Consider the following 17,932-nt stretch of genomic DNA (forward strand, 5'->3'; position numbering starts at 1 on the left):
GGCTCCCATTTCTACGGCGCGGTGGGTTGCGTCATAGTTCAATCTTTGTAATGCTCATAAACACTCGAAATATTTGCTTAAGATTTTTCCGGAGAAGCGCTTATGTTGGAAAACTATCCTTTTGTGATACTTGGCATCGGGATTGCCATTGTCATCGGCATGATTATTTTTCTGAAGATCAATGCGTTTCTGGCGCTGATCACAGCCGCAATGGCCGTCAGTCTGCTCGGGCCCGAATCTGCCGAGGGAATTAATCGCATAAAACGCGTCGCGATTGCCTTTGGTGACTCAGTTTCCGGAATTGGAATCGTGATCGCGCTGGCAGCGATTATCGGAAAGTGCATGATGGACAGCGGTGCCGCGGACAGAATCGTCCGCACATTCCTGAATGCACTGGGTGAAAAGAACGCCTCGTTTGCGTTGATGGGCAGTGGCTTCGTCCTCGCGGTGCCGGTTTTTTTTGATACAGTCTTCTATCTGTTGATTCCTTTAGCGCGTTCGCTGTATCGCAGCACGCAACGTAACTACCTGCTGTATATCATGGCGATTGCCGCCGGAGGAGCGATTACCCACACCCTCGTCCCCCCGACTCCCGGTCCGCTGGCAATGGCAGATTACCTGGGTGTTGACCTGGGAAAAATGATTTTTGTCGGCGTACTGGTCGCTTTACCGGCCGCTTTTGTCGGCATCCTGTATGCGAAGTTTGCCAATCATCTGATGGATATACCCATGCGGGACGTCGCCGAACATAAAGACCCCGATCCCCTCGAAGAACATAAGCTCCCCTCTCTGATTGTTTCGTTGCTCCCGATTGTACTCCCGGTGTTGATGATCACATCCAACACACTTGTCAATTCCCTGGTAGATGCCCAGATTGGACCTCAGAAGATTCTAACCAGCATTGGCCCCTATACGTCTATCATAGGTGATGCCAACTTCGCACTGTTGGTTGCCACAGCAATCTCTTTGATCATTCTGTTGCGGCAGCGCGGTATGACACTGTTACAGTTAAGTGCCACCGTTGAGCAGGCTTTAATGAGTGGAGGTGTGATTATTCTGATTACTGCGGGCGGAGGTGCCTTCGGGAAAATGCTGACGGTTGCCAAAATTGGCCCTGCTATTCAGGAGATGTTCAGCAAAGACTCTGATGGAACCGGAATGACCTTTCTGTTTCTGGGCTTTGGAATCGCCGCCCTGCTGAAAGTGGCACAAGGCTCAAGTACTGTCGCGATGATTACGACCTCTGCGATGCTGTCTGCCATGCTCACTACGACGAACCTTGATTTAAACCCGCTTGGTTTTGATCCGGTGTATCTGGCAACGGCGATTGGTGCCGGCTCATTGATTGGTTCCTGGATGAATGACAGTGGTTTCTGGATTTTCTGTAAGATGAGCGGCCTGACCGAAGCCGAAGCCCTTAAATCCTGGACGCCACTACTGTTTGTGATGGGATGCACGAGTATGGCGACTACCATCCTGCTCTCCATCATCTGGCCGATGACATGACGCGATTCTGACAGTCAGCTTTACATTGCTGAAATCAAGGTCTACTCTGAATGGAAGTCCCGATAATTTCAGACTCATGATTGCCGCTTGAGAGGAGTCCGTAGATGAGCGCCCTGTTTCCGCAATGCGGGATTGTTCCCCAACCCGATTCTCAATTCTCGTTTCGCATTCAGGGAAAGGAACGGTTGCGCTGGCATCATGCGTCCCATTATTCCCGCCCTTTTTTCTATCCCTTGACCGGTCCCGCGGGCGTCCCGTTAACCAGGATCGGACATCCCGGGGCTCCCAATCACGACCATCATCGATCGGTCTGGTTTGCACACCATCAGGTCCTGGGAATCAACTTCTGGGCTGAAAACACCAGCTCCAGCATCACGCAGAAGCGCTGGCTTTCCCTCGATGAATCCGACGACGAAGCGATTCTGGCGGTGGAACTGGAATGGCGGGACGGACATGATCCCGAGCCTCTGCTGCGTCAGGAACTGATCTCCGCAATACGTACGAATGAAAAACAGGAACTGTTTCTGGAACTACAGACGACATTTTATCCAACAGCGGAATCTCTGGAGTTTCAGAAAACAAATTTTGGTTTTCTGGCAGTGCGTGTCGCGAAATCAATTTCCAGTTATTTTGGCGCGGGGAATATCACAAACAGTCGACAGCAGACGGGTGAAAAAAACATCTTCGGAAAACCGGCGGAATGGATGGACTATTCAGGCCCTGTCACCCCTGAACTCACGGAAGGGATCACTTATTTTTATCATGCCGAAAACCCCGTCGCTGCAAGTGAAGGGCCTGTCTTGTGGCATGTACGCGAAGATGGCTGGATGGGAGCAGCTCCCTGCATGCACGGATCTCTGGAAACGACGCGAAAGCAACCATTGACATTCCGGTTTCTGCTGCATGCTCATGCAGGAGCGATCAACCATGATCAGGCAAACAGCATCTATCAACAGTTTTCAGAGAGTCTGCCTTATCAGTTGCGGAAGCCGGAAAAGCGGCACACCAGCGCAACTGTCAGTCGAAGACTTTCTCAGTAAACCCGCTTACCAGATGAATTCAAGGCCAGCAGTAATACCATCAGCTGAGAATTTGGAATGCTGCTGACGGACTTTGGTACCAGTTGCCGGATTTGTAGCGGTTCGGTCTTCATTGTAGTCAATAATATCGTAGGCACGTGAGATCTGACCAATAAACAGGTAATCGTAACCGACAAAACAGCGAATATGCTCGTTGACATTCAACTTGGCATAAACTGAAACCTGAAAAGTCGGGGAGAATTCATTGTTTTTCTGAACAGATACAATCGTCGGGTCAGTAGCTACAAACAGCTGATCCGTTCTCACCTGATCGGTATCGCGGTTGAACCCGAAGGTAAACTTGGGCTCGGCACCAATTGTAAAACGACTGTGCCTGTATTCTGCTCGAGCACCAATACTGGGACCGAACACACGGTTTTCAACTTTCGAATAAATGGTTGTCGTACGAGGTGTCCCGATTCCTCCGCCCGAATCCACGCCTACCTGGTTCATCGTTTCCCGCAGACTGATGAAACGAAATCCAAACAGAGGCTGCATCCGAAATCCTTCTCCCGGAAGATAGGGGTCCAGAACATAATTCACACCAGTACCAAACATTTCGGTATCGAGATTCACGTTAAAACTCGTATCGTACACATTCGTATTCGAGGCCAGATTTCCATTGACATTGAAGTTGGTAACTACGACCAGATCATCATCGGGAATCGAATTCGACTGAGTTCCATAGATGGATTCCGTGGGACGTGTCGAGTCATTTTTGAAAATCCCCCAGGCATTCCACTCGATCGACGCGTCTTCTACGGGGAACGCTAAAGTAGCCCGCATCCCGTTCGTCTCCATTGTGCGATCGATATAATTCACAGCGACACCATCACCGCGTGCAATACCAGTGGACCGGTCAAAGACAGCTGTGGGTTGAGTCGGATCTGGATCTCCCAGAATCGGTGCGCTCAATAAAATGTTATCAGGTCCTTCGAGTGACCAGTGCAGATATTCCAGTTTGAGAGAGCTCGAACGAAACATACCCTTGATCGACTTATCAATCGGAGAATCGTAGGTCCAACCACGGTCAACGGGCAACTGCCGAACCAGTGATCTGGAATAGGTGTTGACTCCCGAAAACAGTCCGGAATTATCAACAATTTCTTCATCCACCACATCGGCATCGCCGTGCATGACAAATTCGGTCGTGCCATCATCGGCTGCTGCTACTTTATGCATCCCGACAGGTAAGCCGGTCGAGCACAGCAACACCAGTAGTGCACTCAGTCTGAATGGAGTAATCATCATTACTTTCCAGGATGTGCGACTCATCGATTAAAACCTTACAATATTTGGATCAAAACACACCAGAGTGTTATTTAAACGAGACATTCTATTTGTTGACTATGGGAGCAGGAAGCCATTCAGGCTAATCTGGCCATCAAAGGTACCGCCACCAGGATTGAATAACAGGAAGCTGTTATTATTCCCGACAGAAGTGATATTCACGATATTATTAACACCGGTTCCCAATGTCAGAGGACCGTTTGTCATCGCATTGAAGCCTACAGCCGTATCGATGAAGAAATCGCCATCGAAAAGTCCAATCTGGTTGTTATCAATGATCACTGAAGATGAGGTGGCATCGATCAGATCAAAGAAGATTCCACGAGCACTCAGCCCGGTCATATTGATCAGGTTGGAATCAATTTGCACATTGGAGTTTGCAGCCAGATCAAGAAAACGTATCCCGTAGGAATCCGAGCCGCCCATGAGAAACCCCTGGGCGTTGTTCCCGGCGATCAGGATATTTGAGGGACCTTCAGTCGAAACTTCCATACCTCTACTGACGGTACCTGCGAAGGTAAAGGAGTTATTATTTGTTACGGTCAGCGTCATCAGGTCTGCAAGATCAGTGCTTGTCGCGTCAATTTCGATACCAATATTATTGGTGGCTCCAGTTCCCACAAAATTGTTGGCGTCATTGATAAACAGGCTCATTGGACCTTCCCAGTTGACATTCAGGTTCGACGTATTAGAAGTACTGTTCGTAACCGTATTCCGTTCCATGACGTAGCTTAACAGGGAATCATCGAGCAGACCGCCTGACTGAATGACAATCGCATCCGAACTGTCATCCGTAATCGTGTTGTCTTGCAGGATGATACTGAAGGCATCGTTGTTCGTATCATCAAGTTCGATATTCGCCGTGTATTCAAACGAATGTTCGGTGTTAGCGGTACCGTTATCCAGGAGTTCGGATTGGGACATCTGGAATGTACGTCCGTTGACAACTCGGATACCGTAGCCGAGTGAGTCTTCAACACGTACGCGTGTCAGGTTTACCTCGGGGCCGTCTACAACAGTTGTTTCATGCCATTCGATACCCGATGTCAGCGGAATCTGTATTTCCAGACCATCGATATTCACACGCCCGATATCTTCCATCCAGACACCATGCTGGGCATCAAGAATCGTTCCACCGGAATCAATCGTATTTCCATCCCCGGTAATCCCGAACAACCCGGGAGTTCGCACGAGGCGGATACCGGCACTGTTCAGATAAAACTCGGCATCACCGGCTGCACCTCCGGCGGTCAGGGGAGGCCCCGAGGTATTACTAGCAGTCACCGATGTCAGATTCAGAGAAATATTAGAGTCTTCAATATCAATCGCGGCAGCATCCGTAACGACAATATTTCCGCTGGTGGAACTGATTGTTCCCAAGTTATTATTGGCAATCAAAGCCAGGTTGTCGAACGCCGTAATGTTTAAAACACCAAAAGCCACATTCCCCGGGTTATCATGCACATAGACACCCACAGCTGGATTAGCGATGCCAGTATAGATTGCACTGTCCGCATTCACATTCAGCGAGGAAAAGCTGATCGCTGCGGTCGAATTAAGAATGTCGACAACCGGTGCATCCATAGCAAAGGTTCCGTTGGCAGTTGTATTGCCGAAGGATACAGTGCCGACAGTTCCCCCCTGGCCTGCATTATCGAGCAATAGAACAGAATTGGCTAAGCTGTTGTTCGAAAGTACTGTCGTGCCCATGCGGATCAGGGGACTGTCGTTGAGTACAATAAAGGCTTCATTTGCTGTTCCAGAAATCGTCGTCGTACCAGATACACTGAAGGTACCCGTGTTACCGCCATTATCGAACGAGATCCCCTGGCCGGAACTTCCCGTGATTCCCAGACTTCCGCCGAACGAGATATTCCCGGAAGTATTATTGATATCAATACCATGATCTGTGGCCGCTGAAGCACCATCGGTGATCGTTGTATTGCCAACCACCGCCATATTCCCTGTCAGATTTTCCACCAGGATACCGGCTCCATCTCGGTTCAGGATACTGATATCCTGCATTTGGTACACACCCGCGTAATCTTCGATAAAGATGCTGGGACCGACGGCCCCGTCAATCACTGTCGCGGCCTGGGCAGTATTCCTGAAGGTAATCACTGCATCCGCTGTTCCACCAGTCACGTAGATTCCGTCATTTGCCGTCGTAGGAACATATGTCCCATCTGTTTTCGTAATCGTCACGTTATCTAACACAGCACCACCGCCGAGATTATTGATCAGAATCCCCTGACTGTCCGTATCAGTGATTGAGGATTCCGTCATATTAATCGACCCACCGGTAGTATTCTGAATCAGCACGGCTCGCCCTGCTTCTGTGTTCGTGATGGAACCTCCCTGGAAGCGGAGCAGTGGATCACCGCCATCGACGACAAAAGCATCTCCTGCGGCGTTGGTAACATTTGTGGTATCAAAGGCCAGGCTGCCTGAGGTACTATTCAGGTAGATCCCCTCGTCAACAGCGTTGTTGACATCAACATAATTCACAGTCGTTTCTGAAACTCCAATACCGACCACACCGCGAGCACTGGGATCATTCAGGATGAAACCGGAAAACTCACTGTCGGATGCCAGGATGACACCATCGCCCACGGTATCGTTAAAGGTAGGTCTGACGAGACTGTCAGGCCTGAGAGGACTCCCATAGAGCGGAGAATTCGGTAATAGTTTTGGTCCGAATCCCTGAATATTGAAGTAGTGTTCCACCCCTTGACCTTCACCGAGGATTCGGTCACCGGCGGTCATAGTGATTGGTGCAGCATTATTATATACGCTGCCAGCATGAGTAAAGATAATGTCTCTGTCAGGTCCAGCCTGTGCATCCGGGATTGTCTGATAAGGGTCCAGTACAGAACCGGTTCCTCCTACACCTGCGTAGGAATCCACATGCGAAATCGTCCAGGGCAGGCCGGTTGCCGGGTTGATTGCAACCAGTCCGATATCAACGACTTTTTTCTGTTCGATCACAACATTGTAGTTTTTGCGAACCCGTTCAGCCATGCGATACATCTGGGTGGATTTTTCCATCTCGTTCCACTCAGGACGACCGGCAAAGGTCCAGGTAACATTAAAAAAGACGTTGGTATTAAATGTATCATCGCTGGTAATACTGAGTTCTGTCAGAACATTGGGTAATGGATTTGCCTGCAGCCGACCGCGCCAACCCCAGACATCCTCACTGCCGGACGCCTGGAATCCATAAGTACCTGCATAAGCACGTGCTTGGAAATTTTGAGCCAGCTGCCCCCAGATGGGAACCCCGACTTCCGCATCAAAACCACGCATCGCGGTTCCGATGGTTCGCGTTTGATCATACAGCACATTAAAATCAGAGAATCTCTGACTGCCCTCATTAAACTCCAGGTTCAACTGCTGCTGACGATTGCCAATGGGCAGATAAAAGTTACCGTTTGCATCCCAGTAACGCCCCATGGTTTCCACATTCAATGCCAGCTGCTGGAAAACTTTATTTGTCGAATCGTCCCGGTCATAGTAAAGACTGGCACCAAAGATCCGGTCAGAATCATAATTGTAGAAACGATAGCCCAGACCCGCGCCACCACCAAGGTTACCGCGATTCGTTCGCCACAAGCGAAAGTTCCCAAACATCATCCCGGCATCATCCGGGTTTTTTGTATGAGTAAACAGATAAGGCATGGCTTCAATGTGAGAGATGGATTCGTCCAGACCAACGGTTTTACCTGCCTGATGGCCTGCCCGAAAGAGTGTTCCCATTCCGTTACCCGGCACGACCGAAGAAATGCCATCCAGCGTATCCGTTGTTTCTGATCCGTCGGCGATGATCGTCGAAAACTCGACTTCTTCCTCGGCTAATAACGTTCCTGACATGGCGGATATCGCCAGAACGATTACGCCGGCAATCAGGCGAAATGCAATTTTCATAAATCGTCCAGAATAGCTTGATGTCAACACAGGCATCTGTTTCACCTCGGCAAAGCACGCTGAGTGCATTTTGGCGTTTTTGTCCCGGTCTGTTGTATTTTGATCTGTCATGAATTTGTTTTGATCTATGACAATATTTTCAGGAAAATCCATGAGATTATCTCAACTAGTAATCTTCTGAATTCGGGAATGAGCCAGGGAGATTCCTCCACAGACTCGATTTATCAAGTCGTATTTACGCTACACACGCACATTCAATGACAGATGATTCCACCACAGGCAGAAACAGTCCCCCTGCGGAAACAAGTCTGTTATTGAAGGTCTATCTTAAATTGATTGGTTTACAGGAGTGGGTTCAGTTCGACCGGTGAATCAAGATCAAGAGAGAGGCTGTGATCATGACTGTTTCCTCAAATGAGGCACTGGTCATCCTGATTTTGGATATGTTGTGACACAATCCGGGAAAAATCAGCTTTTTCACGGAAACGTGTTACGGTTATTTGATTAGTTAACGAGTTGTTTTTAATGTGAATTGTGACTCGGAAGAATCGTTGAACTGACTGAAGATCAGACAGATCCGGTTTGACAGTAAAATAAGTGAGTTCCGAATGGTTTACTTGTTTTATAGTCTGGAGAGAGAATGATTCTTTGAGTTTTAGAGATGTTGGGCGGGAACATATTCTAAATTCTGATCCGGTGAAAGACGAATTTGACATTTCCCATCAGAATTTTATGACAATTTTCAAAATAGCCCGCAAAAAACCGCTTCAAATTCCTGCCTGTCATCTGTCATTTCCGCTTAAGGCCTGCAAATAGTTATGAATCACCAGCCCTATTTACTGAAATTAGCACTTCGCCTGGCGGAAGGTCTGGAGAAGAGGCCCAAGGCATCTCTGCAGAAACACCGCCAGTTTATTTTATCGCAACAACAGCCTGATGGCGGTTTTTCCGGCAGAGAGGGAGAGTCAGACCTCTATTATACAGGCTTTGCGGTGCGTAGCCTGGGAATATTAGGCGGAGTGAAACCTGACGAATGTGAGAAGATCAGCGATTATCTCAGGCAGTTTCAAATTGAAAAACTGTCTACCATTGACCTGTTAAGCTGGCTCTACTGCGCATTAATTATTCAGGCTTCAGGTGGAGAGGACCTGCTGCAAACTGCTCCTGAAAACTGGAATTCAGAAATATCCAGTTCGCTGGAACGGCTCCGAACCGCAGATGGAGGTTATGCGAAATCGGAACAGGGAGCACTGGGAAGTACTTACCATAGCTTTCTTGTTGTGCTGATTTATCAGCTGATCGGCCTGGATCTCCCTGAACAGAACAATTTGATTCAATTCCTCTATGATAGACAGCGTGACGATGGCGGTTTTGTCGAAATTTCTCCGATGAAGCGGAGTGGCACAAACCCCACAGCAGCGGCAGTAGCGACATTGATTATTCTGAACAGCATGGATGACGAACTCAAAAGTGATGTCCAGGACTTCCTGAAACAGGTCAAAAGTTCCGAAGGGGGTTTTCAGGCCAATACCCGGATCCCTTTTGCAGATGGTTTATCTACATTTACAGGCTTGTTGACAGCACAGGACCTGGAACTGCAGTCATTGATCGACCTGGATCAGGTACAGAAATTCATGACCGAATGGCTGGAATTTCCCACAGGTGGATTTCGGGGAGCCAGCTGGGATGAGCAGGCAGACGTAGAATACACGTTTTATGGACTGGGTGTTCTGGCTCTGCTGGGGCACTGAGCTGACTGAAGAGGACAGACCAGCCTGGCCTGTGATTATTCGGAAGTCTCTTCGATATACAGCAGACGTCCACAAGACTTACAGAAAACCAGTCGCCCCGAGTTCAATTCAACGCGTAACTGCGGCTCAATCATGACATTACAGGCTGAGCAGAATTTGCCAGCAACATAAGCCAGGGCACCGGCTCCATGCGATCGTACCAGTCGTTCAAACTGGACTTTGATGCTTTCAGGAATGATCTGTTCTGCTTCCGAGATCGCCGCATTACACTCTTTGATCTCTTCATCAAGAGAATCGCGCATCGCCTCAAAATCTTTTTCCATTTTTTGCGCATCGGCGTGCGCTGTGTCTTTTTTCTTGACCCACTCCTGAACTTCCGTTTCAGTGGCGTCTATCTTATCCATCAGTTCCAGAATCTCATCTTCCAACACACTGTTGGCCATCTGGTCAGCCTCAATCTGACTTTTGATAATGTCAAATTCTTTGTTGGATGAAGCTGTATTCAGTTTTCCTTTGAGGCTCAGGATTTTTGCTTCATTGGTCTGCAAATCCAGATTCTTCTGGTGGACCTGCTTCTTCAGCTGGATGACCTGATCCTGCACCGCTTTGAGCTTGTCATCCTGCACCAATGCGAACTGTTCCTTCAGTTTAATTCGCTTGGGCCCCTGTTCTAATTTCTGATTCACATCATGCAGTCTCAGATACAAATGATGTAAAGCTTTCAAACTGGCAGCAGTCGTCGACATGTTAAAGAACTCCAGAAACGCTCATTTTTGAGGCTATTTAGTCAGCGCCTCAGTGCTTTTACCTTGTTATAAAGATTTTTGTACGAAATAGCCAGACATACGCTGTAAAACTGATCGATCTTCTGAGCCTCACCCGGGAAATCGAGTTTTCAGTACAATTCTGAATAAAAAAAAACGCCGATCAGAATTGATCGGCGTTTGAAGTTCAAATACTGGCTGATGCAGTGGCATCCGCCGTCTCTTCTTCGGTCTCGGCCTGTCCCCATTCAGGAACAAGACCTTCTATGAAGCCCTGCAACTGTTTGCTGCGAACAGGATGCTGTAATTTTCTGACCGCTTTGGCTTCGATCTGACGCACACGCTCACGGGTCACTTTAAAAATCCGACCGACTTCTTCCAGAGTATAAGTGTAACCATCCCCCAGACCGAATCGAAGTTTAATGATTTCACGTTCACGATAGGTCAGTGTCTTAAGGACATGATCAATTTTGTCCTTGAGCATTTCCTGGCTGGCTGTATTCACCGGGCTGTCGGAATCAGAATCTTCAATGAAATCACCGAAGTAACTGTCTTCGCTTTCTCCCACAGGTCGATCCAGACTGATGGGATGTCGCGAAATCTTAAGCACACGTCGCGTTTCTTCCAGGCTGATTCCAGCGACTTCAGCTGTTTCTTCCATCGTAGGTTCTCTGCCGTTTTCCTGCAGGAGCTGTTTACTGACCTTTCGCAATTTCGACATGGTCTCGATCATATGCACTGGAATTCGGATCGTACGAGCCTGATCGGCAATCGCACGCGTAATCGCCTGACGAATCCACCAGGTTGCGTAGGTCGAGAACTTATAACCACGCCGATACTCATACTTATCAACAGCACGCATCAGACCGGTATTTCCCTCCTGAATCAGATCCAGAAAGCTTAAGCCCCGATTACGATATTTCTTGGCAATCGAAACGACCAGTCGCAGGTTACCGCCGGAAAGTTCACGCATTGCAGTCTCGTAATCCAGATAACGCTGCTTGACTGCTTTGATACGTTCCCGCAGAGTTTCGGGAGTTTCCATGGTCATTGCCACCAGATCCTGCAGTTCGCGCTCCAGGTTGGCTCGGTCATCTTTGGAGTTTTTGATTCGCAGATCACCCATATCGCGAATCTGATCTTCCAGTTCCGTCATCCGATGGGAAATCTGCTCCAGGCGTTTCATACCAATCTGCAGGCGTTGTGTCCGCAGGCTTAATTCTTCAATCAGAGTGGCCATCTTGCGACGACGTTTCTGTAGGGAAGCATAAGCTTTCGTTCGTTCGCTCTTGCTCAGTTCCGGATTCACGAACTGCTGAAAATCACTTGCGTTTTTATGACTCAGATATTCGAGTGTCTTGAGATTGTGAGGCATCCGCCCCAGAATCTGATTCTTTTCCAGCCCTTCTGTCACGGAAACTTTGATCGTCCTGTCGAAAGGCAGTTCTGATTTATGAACTTTATCCAGGATCTCAATGGCCTGACGCATCGCATAGTCGCTGCTCAATAATTCACGACGAAAGCGACGGCGGGTGATTTCAATTTTCTTCGCCAGACGAATTTCTTCATCTCGTGTCAGCAGGGGAATTTCCCCCATCTGCGTCAGATACATCCGCACGGGATCATCAATCCGACGGGAAAGATCATCTGTAGACCGGGAGCGTCCTTTGGGCTTTTCCGGCTGTAAGATCGTAATAATCTGATCCGGAATGATGTCTAACTCTATCTCCTCGATCGTCAGCAGGAGATTATCCAGCTTCTCGGGATTCAGCGCTTCATCAGGCAGGTAGGCACTCACCTGATCGTAGGTCAGGTAACCCTGCTTTTTGCCGTTTTCAATTAGTTCATTCAATCGGGCGTCGAGTCGGTGCACGTTGCTTCTCCCAATCAGTCTGGTTAGAGTCTCTAGTGAATTTTTTTAATGTTTCGTTTTTGATGAAATTCTGATGCTTTTCTTAACAGATCTTTCGCATCAGAATTCAAACTCTTATTCTGGGCATTCTGGAACAGCAGCCCTTTGGTTTTTTCGTGGTGTTCCCGTTCTTCCCGCCATTGGATATTCTTGATGGAATGCTTCAAAAAATGCGGAATTCCCTCAAGCGGAGTCGGATCATTCAACAGCTTGTCGTGAACTGCTTTTTCTCGGGCATGGGCGTCAATTTTGACAACCAGCTGCTTGAGATCTGGATCAGTAATTCGATCCAGGATGCGATTGAGATCCGGTAGAACCCCCTCTTCAGTCAAATCGATACTTAACTGAAACAGGGAACGTAACTGGGGGTTTTTCAAGTTTTCGGGGGAGATATGCTGCAGGATCCGGGAGACACACTCGGGATACACAAAAATAATTTCAAGAAGTTCGCTCTCAAGTTGATTATCTTTCGTTGAATTGTCTGCTTCCTGGTGATATCCGGAAGTGTCGGTCGTTCTCGGAGTCGAGTCGGATTCGTTGGAGGAGAGATTCGTATTAAGACTCGTGCTTTTTTTTTGTTTGACTTCACTCAGTCGTTTTCGGACAACTGATTCGTTTAAACCCAGTCTATCTGCCAACTTTCTTAATATGATGTCTTCACGAATTTTGCCGGTTAGGTTAGGGCTTGACGCCAGTAACTCCAGCATCTCCTCTAAAATTCGGTGTTGACCGTCAATTGACTCCAGTCCAAATTTCTGGACACAAACATTCAATTTAAAATTCCAGGCTTCAGGAGCCTGCGCGATCAACTGCTTCAACTGCTCTGCTCCCTGTTCTTCTAAAAAATCGGCAGGATCTTTACCTGCAGGCAGTGTTAAAATTCGTAAATCAACTTCCTGAGCGATAAATTTTGCTAAAGATCGCTCCGCGGCCTGTTGGCCTGCATTATCCCCGTCAAAGACTAATACGACTTTTCGCGCCAATCGTTTGAGATAGGAAACATGAGTTTCCGTCAATGCGGTTCCTAACGTGGCCACCGCATTCGTCACGCCAAACTGGTGTGCGGTGATGCAATCAGTGTACCCTTCGACCACAACGACCGTTTCCGTTTCTCGAATGGTCTGGCGAGATTCATCCAAGCCAAACAACAGCTTACTTTTAGTAAAAATAATGCTTTCAGGACTGTTGAAGTATTTGGCAATTCCCTCTGCCCCCGAGCCCGGCAGGATTCGTCCCCCAAACGCAACAACGCGTTTCCGCTCGTCGCGAACCGGAAACATGACCCGATTGACGAAATAATCGGAATAGCGGGACTGACCTTCCTTCTTAAAGATCAGCCTGGCTTCCGCCAGCAGGCTCTCCGGATAGTGCCCCCGGGACCGATTCACCAGCCATTGCCAGTCATTCGGATGAAAGCCGAGTTGGAACTGCTGTATTGTTTCTTCTGTATAGCCCCGGTCTTCCATCAGATATCGACGGGCCATTTCTCCTTCACGGGTATTCACCAGGCAGTCATGAAACTGCTGTTCCGCCCATTTCATCACATCGAATAATGAGGTCTTCTCAACAATATTAGATCGAGGGGCATTATTTGACTGCTGAGAAAACTGAGGCATTTCCAGATGAGCACGCTCGGCCAGGATCTTCAATGCTTCAAAAAAGCCGACGTCGTCGTATTTCTCGACCCATCCAAAACAGTCTCCCCCGGTATTACAGACCCAGCAGCGCCAGGTTTCTCGATCCGGGTACACGACCAGTGAAGGATTGTGATCACTGTGAAAAGGGCAGAGACACTTGAAATCACGGCCGCTGGGAATCAGCTGGACTGACTCGGATACCAACTCGACCAGGTTCGTTCTCTGGCGGACCAGTTCTTTGAAATTTTGATCAAATCCTGGTGACACCAGTTTCTCCTGAACAGTTCAAAAAGCGGCCCCTGATGTCACTTTTCCGTCAAACAATGGAAAGTGAACATACAAACATGTCACAAGAGTGCTTCCCTGCTCAGCTTTGCTTACTTAATTCTACTCCATAGATTGAGTCGGTCAAGAATTTCCCTTTCACGATTTCCAACTCTGATCGTCTCTTAAGCTCAAAAATTGTATAATGTTACAGAAACACCTAACCCTTCAGGTGACTATAAAAGCATAAACCAAACCACGCTTTTGTCACTTGCTTAATCGGAATTCTCCGTGTCTGTTATCTGATGCATGCAGACAAGGCTAGACAGTTGGTTTATATGAATTAAACATATTATAGCTGTCAACTCATACTCTGCAATCATTGCGCAACAAATTTCCCGCTAAGAGCGCAGCCGTCGTCTGTTTTCACGATTGAGGAAACGCTGTTCGTGGCCGCTATTCGGCGACAGCTTCTGCAGGAACTTCTGTTTTCACGAGCTGATAGAGTGAGATGTTGCCGAATTTTTCATTGCATTTCGGGCATTTGGTTTTGGCAATCGCCTTACCGGCCTTCCCCCCAATTCGCTCTTTCTTGCGGGAATCTTCACTGACAATCAACTGACATCCCTGGCATTGTCTGCCTGCCAGAGTCAGTTCGATTTCGGGATCTGCTTCGTAAAATTCCAGATTTTCATTATCCAGAACTTCGAACGATTCCTCGCTGTAATGGCAGGTCACCTGTTGCATCTGATCCGTCAGCGGAATTCCTGAATCCTGTCCCAGTTGATCGATGCCAAAGAATTCTGAAAGCGCTTCAGTCAGTTTGCGATATTCGCTCAAAGAGAATGTCAGATACTGATTTTCCTTTGAATCCTGCTGTTTCGGCAAGGCGATCGCAATGCGACCTTTACCAAACACAGGAACTCCCGCAAACACGGATTCATGATCGTACATCGTCGGAAAGACCACACGCAGCTTGGAAATCTGTTCGGCTGTGACCGTTTGCACGCTGACTGCCGGAATTTCCGCTTCATCTTTCTCTTCGCGAAGATGAGCTGCGATTTCTGCTCTGGCTTTCTCCAGTTTGTCTTTGGATCCACTGCCGAGTAGACCGGCTTTAGCTACAACCAGAACCAGCATCTTTTCCGGAGAAATCGCCAGATCGACGTTCGTAAACGTCTTTTCCAGACTGTTCGGTTTCAATTTCAGCTTGGTCGGGTCAATCGCATGCAGTTTGATTCCTTCGAGCCAATGCGTGTAGGCCCCCGCATTGAAGCCTTCAGAACTCTCTGCTTCCGTCTGGGCATCTGCCGTTGCTGTCTGTTCTGCTTCCTGCTCACTGGGAACCGTCTGGGGGACCAGATACATGACATTGCACGCCGGACATTTTCCTGCAGCACCTCGATATTCTTCACGAACTCGAATGCGATGACCGTTCGGGCAATATACAACGATACCACCTTCGACTTTGCCACCTCTGCGCCGTCGACGACGTCCGCCCCCTTTACGTCGTTTTTTCTCTTCTTTTTCTTCTTCCAGGGCAACGTTGAACAGTACATCACCCCCGGTTGCTACAGAATGATCTTCTGCAGGAGCTTTATCGATCTGTTTCGCTTTGTCTTCTGAGGCAGGTGCCTCTGATTCCACATCCGAGTCTGCATGCTGCCTGGCTTCTACCTCGGATTCTTCACGCGCCAGCGGAATTGTCGTTTGCTGATCCTGGCTGGAATCCGTATCGTCGTTCAGTTGGAAATCATCATCACTGGCTTCATATTCGGTGACCGCAATACTTTGATCCAGTTCGAAGTCGTCGTCATCCGAGTTGGAATAACCCGTCATCGTCGCTGTTGTACTTGGGAACTCCTGCTCTTCCGAATGCTCCGTTTCTTCAGGCAACGGGCTGAAGATCATAGGAGCTGGATTCTCCTGCATTTTCCGATAGGCTTCTGCTATGTCTTCCCGCATGAAGGAACCACAATTCCAACATCGGACCAGTCCTGTACGAACCATTTCATTACACAGCGGACACGGTATTTCCGAAGGATTATTATTCTGCTCATCCGGAGTTATGCCATTTGACATAATAAATCCCTGTTTGGATAAATAATGACGAGAAAGTGAGATTAGAAAACGTATAAAATGTTTAGTGCTTCAGCAAATGAATTATGATCAGTATTCGCAGAGATTAAGATTTATCAGAAGCACATTGCAGGTCTGGAAAAATGATAATGAGAAAGTATAGTAAATCTGATGTTAGAGCTTAGAAAGAAGCCCATACTACAGGTTAACAGAGCCACAGGCTAATTGCAGTAATGTTTTCCGCTTTTAGCAATATTATGTATTACCGGCCTCCAGACCACCCCTTTTCGAAAATAAGGGTCGCTGTCATATTAAGAACGGATATCATAAACCTAGTTTATTCCATCCCGAAATCAAGATGAAGATCCTGTTTCCAGTTATCAGATTGATTAATTACCATAACCAATTCGAATAGTATGTTCAAGAGTATATATAATTGACCTAACTAATTCCTGTAACACAATTAATCGATTCAGTGTCAACTCAAACGCCGGATCAGCCAGCAACACGTCACTACCAGATAACAATTCTTCTTTGTAACCCTCATCTGCCTGAGATCGCCCCCCATGCCAAATGCGGAACAATACCTCAAACCGGAAGTCATTCAGACGGTGGCGCGGCTGGATCTGAGAGCCAAATTCATCGTCGAAGGATTTCTGAGTGGCCTGCATGCCAGCCCGTATCATGGTTTCAGCGTCGAATTCAGCGAACATCGTCGCTATTCACAGGGAGATGACCCACGTGATATTGACTGGCAGGTCTATGCCAAAACGGATCGGTTCTACATCAAGAAATATCAGGCCGAAACCAATCTGACCGGATATCTGATTCTCGACCTTTCTGAGAGCATGGCTTATACCTATCGCCAGCAGCTTTCCAAGTTTGATTATGGGATCTGCCTGGCAGCCTCGCTGGCTTATATGATGATCCATCAACAGGATCCGGTCGGCCTGATCACATTTGGAGACCGGATTAAAAATTTTCTGCCCGCCCGCAGTAAACGGGGCCAGCTGGGTAATATTCTGGCAATGCTGGCCAATTCACACCCGAGCGGAACTACCGAAATCGGACAGAATATTCAGCAGATTGCTTCCATGGTCAAACACCGCAGCCTGTTGATGATTTTTTCAGACCTGCTCACTGATCAGAAAAGTGTTCTCGACAATCTGCAGAGATTGAGATATGCAGGTCATGATGTCATCCTGTTTCATATTCTGGATGAAGCAGAAGTCTATTTTCCCTTTGAAGGCATGGTCGACCTGAAAGAGCCTGAAGGAGGCGACTCTCTGGTTCTCGACGCGGAAGGTATGAAAGCCGACTATCTGGAAGCCGTGAATGAACTCCGACAGACCTATCAGGAAAAACTGCGCGCCATGGGCGTTGATTATGTCCCCCTCGATACCAGCATGCCCTTCGACAAAGCTCTGATCGAATATCTCTCCCAGCGCAAAGCCCGTTTCTGAATAGAATTGTGTTGCTCACTCTACTTCCAGATGTCCTTCCCGCCCCGAGGTAGACCATTCATCTATTCGCATGAACACAAAGCGTTGTCATTTGTAACCGCCCCCACCCCTGGTTGAGGTTAAGTTATACGGATTCGTAGTCGTATACAGGTTGCAGTGACCACGTTCTTGAAATCTTAACCCAGTATGCCGCTCTAATAGCTTGCAAGAGCTGCTCCGCAATTTTAGAGTGTTATTCACTTTGGATCATTGTTTTCGAATGG

The 17,932-nt window shown here is 47.9% G+C and carries 10 protein-coding genes; 4 read left to right on the forward strand and 6 right to left on the reverse strand.

The window, feature by feature from the left end:
- The first annotated feature begins 102 nt into the window (after nt 1–102).
- Both Pan161_RS22260 and Pan161_RS22265 read left to right on the forward strand, forming a co-directional pair.
- Entirely contained in the window at nt 103–1,506 is a 1,404-nt protein-coding gene (locus Pan161_RS22260) for a GntP family permease (RefSeq protein WP_232103413.1), read from the forward strand.
- A 104-nt stretch (nt 1,507–1,610) separates the two neighbouring features.
- Nucleotides 1,611–2,546, forward strand: coding sequence for a DUF6807 domain-containing protein (locus tag Pan161_RS22265; protein ID WP_145230961.1), 936 nt, complete (start codon nt 1,611–1,613; stop codon nt 2,544–2,546).
- A 6-nt stretch (nt 2,547–2,552) separates the two neighbouring features.
- On the opposite strand, the gene Pan161_RS22270 is transcribed toward Pan161_RS22265, so the two are convergent.
- Nucleotides 2,553–3,860 (reverse strand): BBP7 family outer membrane beta-barrel protein, encoded by a 1,308-nt coding sequence (locus Pan161_RS22270; protein WP_145230962.1) that lies wholly within the window; start codon nt 3,858–3,860, stop codon nt 2,553–2,555.
- Between the two features lie 72 nt (nt 3,861–3,932).
- Nucleotides 3,933–7,799, reverse strand: a complete 3,867-nt coding sequence (locus Pan161_RS22275) for a beta strand repeat-containing protein (protein ID WP_145230963.1) — start codon at nt 7,797–7,799, stop codon at nt 3,933–3,935.
- Nucleotides 7,800–8,617: 818 nt separating this feature from the next.
- Between Pan161_RS22275 and Pan161_RS22280 the strand changes: the two genes are divergently transcribed.
- Complete coding sequence (locus Pan161_RS22280; RefSeq protein ID WP_145230964.1) at nt 8,618–9,550, forward strand: prenyltransferase/squalene oxidase repeat-containing protein; 933 nt, start codon at nt 8,618–8,620, stop codon at nt 9,548–9,550.
- A 35-nt stretch (nt 9,551–9,585) separates the two neighbouring features.
- On the opposite strand, the gene Pan161_RS22285 is transcribed toward Pan161_RS22280, so the two are convergent.
- The 4 genes from Pan161_RS22285 to Pan161_RS22300 form a co-directional block, all read right to left on the reverse strand.
- Nucleotides 9,586–10,296 carry a zinc ribbon domain-containing protein gene (locus Pan161_RS22285; RefSeq protein ID WP_145230965.1) on the reverse strand — a complete coding sequence of 237 codons (711 nt, stop codon included), beginning with the start codon at nt 10,294–10,296 and terminating at the stop codon, nt 9,586–9,588.
- 205 nt (nt 10,297–10,501) lie between these two features.
- Nucleotides 10,502–12,187 carry an RNA polymerase sigma factor RpoD gene (gene rpoD, locus Pan161_RS31295; RefSeq protein WP_145230966.1) on the reverse strand — a complete coding sequence of 562 codons (1,686 nt, stop codon included), beginning with the start codon at nt 12,185–12,187 and terminating at the stop codon, nt 10,502–10,504.
- A gap of 32 nt (nt 12,188–12,219) precedes the next feature.
- Nucleotides 12,220–14,130, reverse strand: coding sequence for a DNA primase (gene dnaG / locus Pan161_RS22295; protein ID WP_197995467.1), 1,911 nt, complete (start codon nt 14,128–14,130; stop codon nt 12,220–12,222).
- A 453-nt stretch (nt 14,131–14,583) separates the two neighbouring features.
- Nucleotides 14,584–16,209 carry a hypothetical protein gene (locus Pan161_RS22300; RefSeq protein ID WP_145230968.1) on the reverse strand — a complete coding sequence of 542 codons (1,626 nt, stop codon included), beginning with the start codon at nt 16,207–16,209 and terminating at the stop codon, nt 14,584–14,586.
- Nucleotides 16,210–16,772: 563 nt separating this feature from the next.
- Between Pan161_RS22300 and Pan161_RS22305 the strand changes: the two genes are divergently transcribed.
- The gene (locus tag Pan161_RS22305) at nt 16,773–17,669 is read left to right on the forward strand and encodes a DUF58 domain-containing protein (RefSeq protein ID WP_145230969.1); all 897 of its coding nucleotides are present in this window, start codon (nt 16,773–16,775) and stop codon (nt 17,667–17,669) included.
- Nucleotides 17,670–17,932: the final 263 nt, after the last annotated feature.

Origin of the sequence: Gimesia algae (assembly GCF_007746795.1) — a bacterium.
Taxonomy (GTDB): Bacteria; Planctomycetota; Planctomycetia; order Planctomycetales; family Planctomycetaceae; genus Gimesia; species Gimesia algae.

Coding starts and splice junctions, on each gene's coding strand:
- Pan161_RS22260 (WP_232103413.1), top strand. CDS start 103: ATGTTGGAAAACTATCCTTTTGTGATACTTGGCATCGGGATTGCCATT.
- Pan161_RS22265 (WP_145230961.1), top strand. CDS start 1,611: ATGAGCGCCCTGTTTCCGCAATGCGGGATTGTTCCCCAACCCGATTCT.
- Pan161_RS22270 (WP_145230962.1), bottom strand. CDS start 3,860: ATGAGTCGCACATCCTGGAAAGTAATGATGATTACTCCATTCAGACTG.
- Pan161_RS22275 (WP_145230963.1), bottom strand. CDS start 7,799: ATGAAAATTGCATTTCGCCTGATTGCCGGCGTAATCGTTCTGGCGATA.
- Pan161_RS22280 (WP_145230964.1), top strand. CDS start 8,618: ATGAATCACCAGCCCTATTTACTGAAATTAGCACTTCGCCTGGCGGAA.
- Pan161_RS22285 (WP_145230965.1), bottom strand. CDS start 10,296: ATGTCGACGACTGCTGCCAGTTTGAAAGCTTTACATCATTTGTATCTG.
- Pan161_RS22300 (WP_145230968.1), bottom strand. CDS start 16,209: ATGTCAAATGGCATAACTCCGGATGAGCAGAATAATAATCCTTCGGAA.
- Pan161_RS22305 (WP_145230969.1), top strand. CDS start 16,773: ATGCCAAATGCGGAACAATACCTCAAACCGGAAGTCATTCAGACGGTG.